At 67.0% G+C, this 12093-nt stretch carries 11 protein-coding genes and 2 pseudogenes; 10 read left to right on the top strand and 3 right to left on the bottom strand.

What is annotated here, in order from left to right:
* Positions 1-85 precede the first annotated feature (85 nt).
* Complete coding sequence (locus J7I98_RS41345) at positions 86-1363, bottom strand: transposase (protein WP_251021181.1); 1278 nt, start codon at positions 1361-1363, stop codon at positions 86-88.
* Between the two features lie 55 nt (positions 1364-1418).
* Between J7I98_RS41345 and tnpA the strand changes: the two genes are divergently transcribed.
* Positions 1419-1847 (top strand): IS200/IS605 family transposase, encoded by a 429-nt coding sequence (gene tnpA / locus J7I98_RS25990; protein WP_214926481.1) that lies wholly within the window; start codon positions 1419-1421, stop codon positions 1845-1847.
* On the opposite strand, the gene J7I98_RS25985 is transcribed toward tnpA, so the two are convergent.
* Positions 1741-2487 carry a site-specific integrase gene (locus J7I98_RS25985; RefSeq protein ID WP_214926474.1) on the bottom strand — a complete coding sequence of 249 codons (747 nt, stop codon included), beginning with the start codon at positions 2485-2487 and terminating at the stop codon, positions 1741-1743. The genes tnpA and J7I98_RS25985 overlap by 107 nt on opposite strands.
* Before the next feature lie 266 nt (positions 2488-2753).
* Between J7I98_RS25985 and J7I98_RS25980 the strand changes: the two genes are divergently transcribed.
* The 6 genes and pseudogenes from J7I98_RS25980 to J7I98_RS25960 all read left to right on the top strand — a co-directional run bounded on the left by J7I98_RS25980 (position 2754) and on the right by J7I98_RS25960 (position 6827).
* Entirely contained in the window at positions 2754-3092 is a 339-nt protein-coding gene (locus tag J7I98_RS25980; protein ID WP_214926472.1) for an NUDIX domain-containing protein, read from the top strand.
* A 94-nt stretch (positions 3093-3186) separates the two neighbouring features.
* Entirely contained in the window at positions 3187-3969 is a 783-nt protein-coding gene (locus J7I98_RS25975; protein ID WP_214926470.1) for a PIG-L deacetylase family protein, read from the top strand.
* Positions 3970-4960: 991 nt separating this feature from the next.
* Entirely contained in the window at positions 4961-5794 is an 834-nt protein-coding gene (locus tag J7I98_RS25970; protein WP_214926468.1) for a hypothetical protein, read from the top strand.
* A 108-nt stretch (positions 5795-5902) separates the two neighbouring features.
* A pseudogene (locus tag J7I98_RS42975) lies at positions 5903-6238 on the top strand (transposase); the annotation flags it as partial.
* Complete coding sequence (locus tag J7I98_RS42970) at positions 6219-6458, top strand: transposase (RefSeq protein WP_374225173.1); 240 nt, start codon at positions 6219-6221, stop codon at positions 6456-6458. The pseudogene J7I98_RS42975 and the gene J7I98_RS42970, both read left to right, overlap by 20 nt.
* A gap of 222 nt (positions 6459-6680) precedes the next feature.
* A complete protein-coding gene (locus J7I98_RS25960) occupies positions 6681-6827 on the top strand; it encodes a hypothetical protein (protein WP_214926464.1) in 147 nt (48 codons plus the stop codon).
* A 97-nt stretch (positions 6828-6924) separates the two neighbouring features.
* On the opposite strand, the gene J7I98_RS25955 is transcribed toward J7I98_RS25960, so the two are convergent.
* Positions 6925-7320, bottom strand: a complete 396-nt coding sequence (locus J7I98_RS25955) for a RidA family protein (RefSeq protein WP_214926529.1) — start codon at positions 7318-7320, stop codon at positions 6925-6927.
* 137 nt (positions 7321-7457) lie between these two features.
* Here J7I98_RS25955 and J7I98_RS25950 point away from each other — a divergent pair, with 137 nt between their 5' ends.
* The 3 genes and pseudogenes from J7I98_RS25950 to J7I98_RS25940 all read left to right on the top strand — a co-directional run bounded on the left by J7I98_RS25950 (position 7458) and on the right by J7I98_RS25940 (position 11952).
* The gene (locus tag J7I98_RS25950; protein WP_214926461.1) at positions 7458-8432 is read left to right on the top strand and encodes a YafY family protein; all 975 of its coding nucleotides are present in this window, start codon (positions 7458-7460) and stop codon (positions 8430-8432) included.
* A 143-nt stretch (positions 8433-8575) separates the two neighbouring features.
* A pseudogene (locus tag J7I98_RS25945) lies at positions 8576-9018 on the top strand (transposase); the annotation flags it as partial.
* A gap of 495 nt (positions 9019-9513) precedes the next feature.
* The gene (locus J7I98_RS25940) at positions 9514-11952 is read left to right on the top strand and encodes an AfsR/SARP family transcriptional regulator (RefSeq protein ID WP_214926459.1); all 2439 of its coding nucleotides are present in this window, start codon (positions 9514-9516) and stop codon (positions 11950-11952) included.
* Positions 11953-12093: the final 141 nt, after the last annotated feature.

Here is a 12093-nt window from a genome sequence, read left to right as displayed (position 1 = left end):
CGCCGTGCAGTGCTCGAACACCCGGGCCCGAAAGCACCTCGCTTGAAATCCTCTGCCCCGTAGACGGGGCAGAATCCCATCCGTGTCAGAGTGCGACTGGATGAGTGGTTGACGTTTCACGGCCTGCCCAACGGCTAAGGCTCCACGTCCTGACACCCGCAATGTCCTGGGGCGTTTGGTGCTTGGTGGCTGTCTCGATGTTGCACGAGCCGTTGGTGTCGGCGTTGCCGGACCATCCGCACGTCTTGTTCTTGCACACGAACACGGCCTGGCTCTCGCGGTTGCCTTCGGTGATGAAGCCGCAGGCGTGGCAGCGGCGCGAGGTGTTCGGGGCGGGGACCTTGACCAGGTGTCCGCCCCGGTCTGTCAGCTTGTATTCAAGCAGGGTGACCGTGCGGCCCCATGCCTCGCCGCTGATCGACCGGTTCAGTCCGCGCTTCTGCGCGACGTTCTTTCCTGGTTCCTCGATGGTTCCCTTGGCTGACTTGACCATGTTCGTGATCTTGAGTGCTTCCACCCCGACGACGCCGAACAGGTCGGCGATGCCGGTGGTGGTCTTGTGCTGCCAGTCGAGGGTGCGGCGCTTGGCTCTTGCCCGGTACCCGGCGATCAGGCGATTCGTGCGGCGAAGCCGGTTCGATGTCCTCTCGCCCGGCTTGCGGTGCTGTTTCTGTCGTTCGCGGGTGCGCTCCAGACGGCGCAGCCGTTCGGCTTCCTTCGGGCGAAGCCACTCGTCGTGGTCGCGGAACGATCCGTCGGAGAGGGCCAGGGGCTTGGTGATGCCGACATCGACGCCGACGCCGGGACCCGTGTGGGGCTTGGGCTCGTCGACGAGGGTTTCGGTGCGGAACACGATGTGCCAGCCGAGCGCGTCTTTGACCAGACGCGCGCCGGTCACCCGGCCCGCGGGGCTGCTCTTGGTGACGCCGGGGAGGCCTTTGGTCCAGCGGAAGCGGACCAGGCCGACCATCGGCACCCACACCTGGCCCCAACGCCGCGTCACTCGCGTGACGCGAAGGTCGCGGCCCTGCGGGATGTCGATGGAGGCGCGGGTGCGGAAGCGGGCTTTGAAGCTCGGGGCCTGGGCCCGGCCTTCCCAGCAGTTCACCCAGGCCCGCATATACGTCTTGAGTACCTGCTGCGCGGCCTGGGCGGGGAGCTTGGCGAGCCAGTCGACTTCCTTCCGGGCGCGGCGGATCTCCGCGTCCATCCGGGACAGCGACCGCTGACACTTCGGCGTCATCGCCCACAGATCATGGATCAGGTTCCACATCGCACGGGCGGCGTGGCCCTGATCCTCGACCTTCCACAACTGAACGGGGGTGAGGTCGAGCCTCGCCTTATGTCCACGCTGGCGCTTCAAGTCCCCACCCCCATCCGGCCGTTGGCCGTTGCGCTGAACATACTACCGTTGGTGCATGTCACCACGATGGGAAGCGGATCCCGATATCCGCCGGTCAGCGCACGTCGTCTATAACCTGCACGTGCACTTGGTGTTCGTCACGCAGTACCGGCACGGCGTATTCACGTCCGAGATGCTGACGCGCTGCGAGGAGATCATGCGCGACGTCTGCACGGACTTCGAGGCGGAGTTGAAAGAGTTCAACGGCGAACGCGACCACGTGCACCTGCTGGTGCACTACCCGCCGAAAGTCGCGCTCTCGAAGCTGGTCAACAGTCTGAAGGGCGTCAGCTCCCGGCGGCTGCGCTTCGAGTACACCGGGGAGGTGAACCGGGCCATCATGCACGGCCGGTTCTGGTCCCGCTCGTACTTCGCCGGCTCATGCGGCGGAGCCCCGATAACGATGGTCCGTCAATACATCGAGCAGCAGAAACACCCGTACTGACCCGAGAGTCAGAGCAACCCTGAGATGGCCCACACCCCCCCGCCTGAAGGCGGGGGCACTGGCCAAGATCAGAGGTAGTCATCCGGGCCGAAGCGTGGCTCGGAAGCTCCACGTCCAGGAGACTGGCCCACTCCCGAAGCCGCAATCCCGTTCCGTACAGGCCGTCAACGAAGGCGATGTCCCGGTCCTCGTTGAACCCGCTCCACCGGCCAGGCCGGTGGCCGTGGAAGTCATAGCCGCGCAAGCCGACGTCTCGCCACTGCTCCAGCGCAGATCGCAGCAGCCACTTCACCTGCCGCCGAGTCGAGCCGGGCGGCCGAAGGGGGTCACGCCGGGGCACACCGTACCCAAAGGGCTGCGACCGCTCCTTTCCGACCTGGATCGTCGCGACCGGATTAGCGATCCCAAAGCGCCTGTTGGCCCACCTGTAGAAAGTGTTCAGACCTGCGCGGTCGGTGTCGAAAGACGTGGCCCTGACGCGTTCCTCGTTGCGCCGGTCGGTGATCCGCCAGTCCTTGAAGGCGTTCATGTGCCGTACCGTGGCGCGATCCCACGCGACGTCGATCGCGTCCAAGAAGTCCAGCCAGACGATCAACGAGTACGCGTAACGACGCCAAGTGCCCGGCTCTGCGTCGGCCATGGCGCCTTCGCGGAAGAAGAGATTGATCCGCCAGTCCGGCCACCCCGACGGCGAGAGAATAACCGGAGTTCCATGGCTGACCCCGTTGATATCGCTCTGGCAGATATGTCCCCGAACCCGGCTATGTCAGGGTCATCCATGACAGGAGAGGGGACAGTCAGATCGTGGAAGTCGACAGTCCAGCGCCTCAGGTCGTTCACGTATCAGCTCCGAGCAGAACATGATCAATCCGACAGGTGCCGACAGCCTAGAGAACCGGTGGTTCCGTGGAACCTGGCGAGACGCTCGCCGAGGCCGCGGCACACGAGCTCGCCGAGGAAGCCAGCCTTGTGGCGGCTCCCGATGGCCTGCAGTTGCTGGGCACCCTCCTCGATCATGTGGGCGACGTCGTCCGGCTGACGGTGCCCGTCCTGGTCACCAGCTGGACCGGCATCCCGCAGCAGCGGGAGCAGACCATCGGAGCCTGGCGATTCTGGCCCCTGGGCGCGCTGCCTCAACCGCTGTTCGTGCCCAGCAGCCAGTGGCTGACGGCCTGGAACGCCAACCTCCCGCTCGATCATCCACCCGCCACGTTCCAGCGCTACAGCAATCCCGAGCGTGCCTAGTTACGGCGAACGCACCTGCTGACGTGCACTTTGGCCCGGCCCCCACCACAGGCCGGACAGCTCTGGGCGCTTCCCAGAGGAAGGCTCCACCCCCGTGACCCCACCCCGTCTTTCGCCCCGGCCGTCCCTTCTCGGTATCTTCGGCCACCCGGACGACGAATCGCTCCTGGCCGGCGGCGTCCTCGCGCAGCACGCCGCCTCGGGCGCCGCCACCGCCGTCGTTACCGCCACCTGGGCCCCAGACAGCCACCGGGCCGTCGAGCTGGCCGACGCCCTGAAGGTCCTGGGAGCCGAGCGTCCGCGGATGCTCGGGTTCGCCGACGCCCGCATCCCCGACTCCGCTCCCGGCCAACCCCGGCTGTGCGATGCGCCGCTCGACGAGGTGGTGGAGCTGCTCGTCGGGCACATCCGCACGGCACGGCCGGACGTCGTCGTCACACACGACGCGTACGGCCAGCTGACGGGCCATCCCGATCACGTCCGCATCCATCAGGTGACCGTGCTCGCGTTCCACGCCGCGGGCCTCGAACACCGCTACCCGCAGGCGGGAGCGCCGTGGCAGCCTCGGGCCCTGTATGCGGCCACACATCCGCATTCGGGCATCGGTGAGCTGAGCCCACTCCTGACGCGGGTCGGCAAGAAGGTGCTGAGCGTGCCGGACGAGTTCGTCACCGCGACGGTCGACGTGAGTGCCTGGTGCGACCACAAGTGGCGCGCCATCCTCGCGCACCAGAGCGAAGCCGCCCGCGAACGCCCCCTGCCCGGCCTCCTCGCCCGCCTGCCGGAAGAAACCCGCCGCAAGATCATCCAGACCGAGCACTTCACACGGCTCACGCCCGGGCCCGTCCCGGACGATCCGCATCGGCTCACGACCTGACGCCACCCGCCCACCACTGGTTACTCCCGGCGTTGCTTCCGGTCAAACCCAGTCAGCCATAGGAGGCGCCGGCTTACTGGGGCGGGCGCCTCTCCTGGACTGTGCTCGGGGCTCAACGGGGTCCTACGGATGGGCGGGTAGCCAACTGGTCGTCGCGGCACTGTGCCCCCCGGTAAGTGGCCGACGTACTCGTCAGTTTGTGTGTGCTGGGCCTGAACTGGGGCTATCCGGTACCCCCCTCGCCCCAGTCCTCCTTCAGTCGGCGGCGCCCGACCTGATCGGCACCAGCACGCCGCACCCGTTCGTGACCGTCGCCGGCAGGCCACCGAGGTCGCGCGGAAGGCGCCGCTCCTACGAGGATGACCTCGCGGCCTCTGCGTTCAGCGACATCACCGAACATCAATTTCCGGTATCCCGCCCGCCGGAGGACGTCATCCGCTACCTGCGCACCACCAGCTTCGCGCGGCCCGGCCTCTTCACTGGCCGCCACGACGAGTTCGAGGCACCACGCGGGCTGCTCGATGCACACGCCCACGGCGGCGTACTCCGGGGGACGCGGTGTTCACGGTGCTGCTCGCCTGCCGACGGCGGCCGCTCGCGCGCTGCCGATCTGCGGGGCAGCGATGCTCTGTTGCGCAGACCGCGGCGCGAGGTCAACTCTAGGCGGGCACGCTCCGCCTGGTGGGATCGCCGCTGTTCATCCCGCCGTCGACGCCGCCCGGCCGACGTCGACGATCCGCGCAGATTCCGTGTCACGGGCGGCAGAATGCAGCTCACGCCAAATAGGCTCGGCTTCGAACACACCGGAAGTATCTCCCTGCGTCGCTGACGAGGCGGTTCGCCGCGCGGCAGAATGCTGCGCGGCGACTGACTCGCAAGGTGGTGCCGGATCGCGGGAAAGGACATTGCGATGCCCCCTGGAGAGTCGAAAGACTCAGGAGCACCTGCGGTTCACGACTCCCCGGAGGGGACTGTCTCCGCTGGCGGGGGCATGACCTCGTTCGACGACATCTACAACCAGCCGGATCCGCGCGCGTACTTCCGAGCACTGGGTCCCTGGGAGTACCAGAGTCCACACCATGCGCAGGGCGTCTTCCGTCGCATGCTCACCTTTTGCGAATCCTCACAGGACTCCGAAGGTCCGGCAACGGTGCTGGACATCTGCTGCTCGTACGGCATCAACGCCGCCCTGCTCAACCACGACCTCGCCTTCGACGACCTCTACGCCCACTACACATCCGCGCAGGCCACCGCCCTGTCCACCGCCGAGCTGATCCAGTGGGACCGGGAGTTTTACGCGGCCCACCGCCGCCCGGACCCGGTCCGCGTCATCGGGCTCGACGCCGCTCCCCACGCCGTCTCCTACGCACGCGCCGTCGGCCTGCTGGACGAGGCGTTTGCCGAGAATCTGGAAACCGCGCCCGCCAGCACGGCTCTGCTCCACGCCGCCCGCCGCACCCGCCTGATCACCGTCACCGGCGGATCCAGCTTCCTCTCCCCGCGCACCTTCCAGCCCCTCCTGGACAGCATCCCCGGCCCGGTTTGGGTCGCCGCGTTCGTGCTGCGCACCGGCTCTTACCAGCCCATCGCCGACTGCCTCAAGCTGTACGGGCTCGTCACCGAGAAGGCGGCCGACCGCACCTTCCCCCAGCGCCGCTTCACCAGCGCACAGGAGCAGCAGTACGCAATCCAGGCGGTCACCGCGGCTGGCGAAGACCCGCGCGGCAAAGAGACAGACGGCTACTTCCACACCGCGCTGTTCCTGTCACGTCCCGCAGCGGACGCGGCGCGAACACCGCTGGCCGACCTACTGCAGTCGATCTGACAACAACCAGCTCCCGGCGGGGTGAGGAAGTCACCCGCTCCGCCGGCCGACGCCGGGGCCACCTGGGTAGGCCGCAACGACTGGCATGCCGAGCAGAACATCGAGCTGATGGGACCGGTCTTCGCTGACACCACCGCCCAGGGCCGGGCCGGGGACGGCCTCGGGCAGGGCGCCTTCACCGTCGACTGGCCGGCCCGCACGGTCACCTGCCCCCGCGGTCGGCGCAGCGTCAGCTGGTCCGCACAGCGTAAACCCACCGGCACCGAGATCATCCGGGTCCTCTTCGCCAAGAGGGACTGCGACGCCTGCCCGGTACGCGCCCGGTGCACCAGCGCCACCAACCACCAGTACGGCCGAAGCCTCACCCTGCTGACCCAACCCCAGCAGCAAGCTCTCGACCAGCGTCGGCGCGAACAGGGAACCGCTGAGTGGAGGGCCGCCTACGGGCACACGCGCCGGAGTCGAAGGCGCCGTCTCCCAAGCCGTCCGGGCGACACGGACACCGACCACGCCCTACCGTGGGCTGCACAAGACCCGCCTCGGTCATGTCCTGATCGCCGCCGGACTCAACTTCCGTCGCCTCGATGCCTGGTGGACCGAAACTCCCATCGGCACCACCCACATCAGCCGCTTCGCCCGCCTCGGACTCAGACTGGCCGCCTGACCGAATCCGCCAACAAAGTCGTGAAGTCCCGGGCTTGCTGCTCGGGTCATCGCTGGCGGTGATGGGTCCCGGCTGCGTCCAGCCCTACGCGATGAGCGTGAGGGCAGGGCCCTGTGACTCGACCCCCGCGGACCACGTCGACCATCCGCGTTGGCTGATGTGGTGGGATGCGTTCAGATCCGCGTGCTCAACGAAGCCGCAGGATCTGCAGGTGAAGGTGGCTTGGTCGGGCCGGTTCTTCCGGTCGGTGTGGAGTTCGCCCAGGCGTACTCGGGTCCGTCGGACACCGCGGCGCTGACGTACGTCGAGCAGCGGGCGGACGTCTGCGTGTCGCAGTCGTTGCAGGAAGGACTCGCCGTCGAGCCATAGACGCCGATTGTCACCATTCTGAGCACAGGTAATCACCCATCTGCCTGCTACTCGTGCCGGTTCGACCGGCACGAGTAGCAGGGGCGGCGAGGTCGCATTACGCGACGGCGGTTCCCTCAAGCTCGACCATCTGGCCGGGGATCGCCAGTCGCATCACGCCGAGCATCGTGGTGGTCGGCGCCACCTCGGCGGCGCCCAACCGGCCCGCCAGCACGCCGTAGTGCTGGAAAAGCAGATCGACGTCGGTCGTGTAGACGTTGAGCCGGACGAGGTTCGCGAGAGACATGCCGGCCTCGCCGAGCACGGCCTCCAGGTTGTCGATGCTCAGCGTCAACTGCGCCGCCATGTCACCGTCATGCTGGGGCTTGCCGTCGCCGCTCATCGCGGTCTGCCCCGAGATGTACAGGGTCCGTGTGTGCCCGGAGACGACCTCACCCTGGTTGAATCCCATCTCCACCGACCACGTCACCGGGTTGACCGCCGTTCGTTCCACTGCCACATCAGCTCCATTTGATTCATCGGGAAGTACGTACGTCCATCGGCTCGGTAGCCGCCGGCTTTGACGTCGCGTCAACGAGCCTCCCAACAAATCACGACACCCTCAGTCATGTATTCCGTTAAAGTTCTCGTATGCGTGCCGACCGGTTGGTCTCACTGGTGCTACTGCTGCGCCAGCGCGGTCGGCTGACAGCGGACACGCTGGCCCGCGAGCTGGAGGTATCCACCCGCACCGTGCTGCGCGACATCGAGGCGCTGTCCGCGGCCGGCGTCCCGGTCTACGCCGAACGCGGCAGGCACGGCGGTTTCGCGCTCTCCCCCGGTTTCCGGACCGAGCTCACCGGACTGAACCACGACGAGGCCCTCGCCTTGCTGACCGCCGGATCGGGGCGCGGCGAGCAGGTATTCGGCCTCGGCTCGGCGCTCGCTTCGGCCATGCGGAAGGTGGTCGACGCACTGCCCGAAAGCCACCGGGCCTCCGCGAGCGACGCGGCCCAGCGATTTCTCGTCGACCCGGAGACCGACCTGCTCTCACGCCGGCTCGGCACTCAGGAGGTACCCAACACCACAATGATCGAGGTCAGGCGCGCGGTGCTCGCCGGACACAAGCTGCGCATCCACTACGCGGCCACAGGCCAGACACCACAGTGGCGCACGGTGGACCCGATCGGCCTGGTCACCGTACGCGACCGGGTCTACTTGCTGGCCACGAGATCTGGCGCGGACCGCACCTACCGGCTGTCGCGGGTGTTGGCCGCCGAGGAACTCCCCGAAACGGCACAGCGACCAAACCGGGTCGACCTGGACCGGATCTGGCGGGAACGCTCCGCGCAGTTTCTCTCCGGCGGCGACCACATCACCGTGCTGGTACGGGTGAACCCGGCGCGGCGGGAGGACCTGCTGGACACCGCGCTGGCCGTCCGCGCAGAAGAACCCGACGCAGACGGCTGGCTGCGACTGGAGGTGACCTTCCAAGATTCACGACACGCCGAATGGGCGCTGTGGCAGCTCGGCACGGACGCGGAAGCCCTATCCCCGCAGTCGTTGCGCACCTCCCTACGCAACCGCGCCGCCGCGATTGCCACCCGCTACGGACACTCATCCTGAGAGTGAGAAGCCAACTCATTTGGCCAACTGATCATTTCGGAATGAGTTGGGTGCAGGGGCTTGGCGGTTGAGGTTGCCGACGGCAAGTTCTGCGGGTGTCGGATGATCTTGTGCCTGATGAGCTGTAGGAACGTGTCGCTCCGCTGCTGCCGCCCCGTCTACCGCGGCGCCGGCGATACTGGGGCGGTTGCCGGTGGGCGATCGGGCTGCCCTGCGGGACTGGACTGAAGCAGGCGTCTGGCCCGCCTGCACGCGGTCCTTCTGACGGAGCTGCGGCGGGCCAGCCTTGCGGACCTGGACGACGCGGCGGTCGACGGCTCACACGTGAGGGCCTTGAAAGGGAGGCTCACACCGGACCTTCGCCGGTTGACCGCGCCCGCCCAACCGCCGGCTTCTACGTGCAGGGGGCATCACACCGAAGATCGCCCGCAAAGCCACAGCACACGGCTCCGGCCTGGAAAAGACCCGCTGGGTCGTCGAGCGGACCTTCGCCTGGCTCCACCAGTTCAAGCGACTGCGGATCCGCTACGACATACGAGCCGACCTCCACCTGGGGCTCCTCCAACTCGCCTGCAGCATCATCTGCTTGCGACGCCCTCCGCACCTCATTCTGAAACGATCAGTAAGCAGGCCTGCCCGGCACCCGCCCCGCGGAGGCGCCCGATCGCCTGAAGGAATGCCACGGAACTGAGACCACAACCACCCGGACAGGGGCGTGAGACTCCCTCAATGCTGCTGGTCAAGGTGATGCCCTATGCCGCAGAGCCGGTATCACCGAAATTGACACGACGTTGGGGCGAGAGGCACCCGCCCTGCGTGGGCTGGGGCACGTGGGCATTGGCGGGTAGGGGCGAGCCGGTGCCTCGGGCGAGGCAGCCGGCCGTGCGCGAGGTTCTCCAGGACCAGGATGTCGCCCGGTACGTGGACGGGAGCAGGTCGGCGAGTCGACCGGCCCGCGTACCGACCCGCGCGGTACTTGCTCGCCAAGCAGCGGATTGCGAGGAGCCGGGAAGAGAAGACCTACTCCGGGACCCTCGATCCCCCGGCGCGAAAAACCTGCGTGCCAAGCTCGCGCCCCATCATGATCAACATCACATCTTGTGACGGACATGTCACAGGCGTGGGTAAGTCTTGGGGTGTTACACGTTTACGTGCAAGGGGGAGCAAAGTGTTGCATTCGTCACCTTCGGGGGGCGGGCTGCTGGAGTTCCGGGTGCTCGGGCCGCTCGAGATCCGGCTGGATGGACAGTTGTGGGAGTTGTCAGCGCCGCGGCTGCGGACCGTCCTCGGCGCCCTGTTGTTGCGAGCCGGCGAAGTGGTCCCTGTCCAGCATCTTGTCGATTGCACGTGGGAAGACCTGCCGACCGATCCCGCCAATCAGATCGCCGCCTGCGTCTCCAAGCTGCGTCGTACGTTGAGGCAAGTCGGCGCCGGGCGGGATCTGCTTGTCACCCAACGCCCCGGCTACCGTTTCGTTACGGAGGGCGTTCACCTCGATACTCTCCAGTTTCGTGGGCTTCGGGAAGAAGCGCGCAGGCACACCGAGGCGAACGACTCCGAACGGGCTTTGTCGCGGCTCAAGGCGGCACTGTCATTGTGGCGTGGGCCCGTTCTGTCCGGCATCACATCCCAGGCGTGGCAGCCCGAGGTCCGCCGCTGGGAAGAGGAGTACATTGCCACTCGCGAGGCCTGCGCGGACATCCAGCTCGGCCTGGGCCTGTACGAGGACCTCATCACCGAGCTCTCGGCATTTGCCCAACAGTACCCGCTGCTGGAGCGCCCACGAGCCCAACTCATGTTGGCTCTCTTTCGGTCCGGCCGCCAGGCCGACGCGCTCCAGCTCTACCGTGACACCGCCGACCTGCTACGGGAGGAACTCGCAGTGGCACCGGGTGAGGAGCTGCGGAGGATGCACGAGCGCTTGCTGAGTGGCGCCGACTCCGCTGCCGACCCCGCCCACGAGACACCTCGGCACCGCACTTCACGCGCCGAGCCCAATGCACGTAGTACCCCTCCAAACGCTCCATGCCAATTGCCAGGGGACCTCGCGGAGTTCGTCGGCCGTGAGGATGAGATCCGCACGATGCGCGCCGTACTCGTTCCTGGTACAGCCACCGTGCCGGTGGCGATGATCGTGGGCCCCGGCGGTACGGGCAAGACGGCCCTCGCCGTCCATGTGGCCCACCAGCTGAGGCCTGTGTTCAGCGATGGCCAGCTGTACGTCAACCTCCGTGGAATGGACCGTCATCCGGTCGCTGCCGAGGAAGTACTTGCCCGGTTTCTGCGGGACCTCGGCCTGTCGGGGGCATCCATACCCGGTTCATTGGACGAACGCGCCGCGCTGTTTCGGAACTTGCTCGCCGACCGGCGCATGCTCCTCGTCCTGGATAACGCAGGAGACGCCAGCCAGGTCAGGCCCTTGCTGCCTGGTACGGGAAGCTGCGGTGTGCTCGTCACGAGTCGTACGCGGCTGACCACCGTTCCCAACGCTCAGGTGCTGGAGCTGGGAGTCTTCGGGCAACAGCAGGCCTACTCCCTGCTCAACCGGCTGGTCGGCGAGCAGCGGCTGTCTGCGGAGTCTGCTGTGGCCGCCCAATTGATCGAGTTTTGCGGCCGGTTGCCTCTGGCGGTGCGCATCGTGGGAGCCAAGCTGGCGTCCAGGCCTCACTGGACGCTCCAGAAGGCGGCGTCCCGTCTGGCCGACGAGCGGTGCCGACTGGATGAACTTGCCCACGAGAGCCTGGAGGTGCGTAGCAGTCTGGAGCTGTCGCACCAGGGGCTGAGTCCGGCGGCACGTAAGCTGCTTCGCCGGCTGTCCCTCCTCGTGACCCCGGACTTCCCGGACTGGATCTGCGCCCCGCTTATGGATACGTCCCTACGCGACGCCGAAGACCTTCTGGAGCAGCTGCTGGATGCTCGTCTGGTAGATGTAACCAGCCCGGCAGGGATCACACAGCCCCGTTACCGCATGCATGACCTCGTGAGGCTCTTTGCTCTGGAGCTAATGACCGAGGCCGAACCACGGACGGAACAGGCGGCGGCTCTCGACCGAGCCGCGGCGACCACACTGGCGCTGGCCGACCTTGCTCACCGTGCCGTGTGCGGAGGGGACTTCACCGTAGTACACAGCTTGGCTCACCGGCCCCCAGTATCCGCCGACGTGGTCGAAAGGATGGCCGCCGACCCACTGGGCTGGTACGAGTCCGACCGAGGGACCATCACCTCGCTGTGCCTGCAGGCGGCAGAGCGAGGGGCGGACGAGATTGCATGGGATCTTGCCGCCACCTCTCGATGCCTGTTCAGCGTCCGCTTTCACTTCGATGACTGGCGGCTCACCCACGAGCGCGCGCTCGAAGCGGTACGCCGACAGGGAAACCAGAGGGGCGAGGCGGCAGAGCCCGCCGTGCGCAACGTCGATGACCAGGGCCGGGAAACAATGCCGGAACCGCGAGAAAATGCCAGCTTCCTGAGACTGAGCCGCTGTGCCATCGGCCTGAGACAGCGGAAGAACCGCTGGTAGCGCGCACGACCTGTGCCACGTGTCCCGTCGCAAATGATCTGGCCCGAGGGCAGGGCTGTGTTCTGCGGCGACCAGAAGAATTGAGACGCTGCGCCGCTGGAAATCTCAGCCGATCTGGCCCCGGAGGCCAGGATGTCCGGT

Source organism: Streptomyces sp. ISL-98, from assembly GCF_018614055.1.
GTDB lineage: Bacteria > Actinomycetota > Actinomycetes > Streptomycetales > Streptomycetaceae > Streptomyces > Streptomyces spiramyceticus.
The sequence above is the reverse complement of the archived record's forward strand: the minus strand, read 5'-3'. Positions and strand labels throughout refer to the sequence as shown.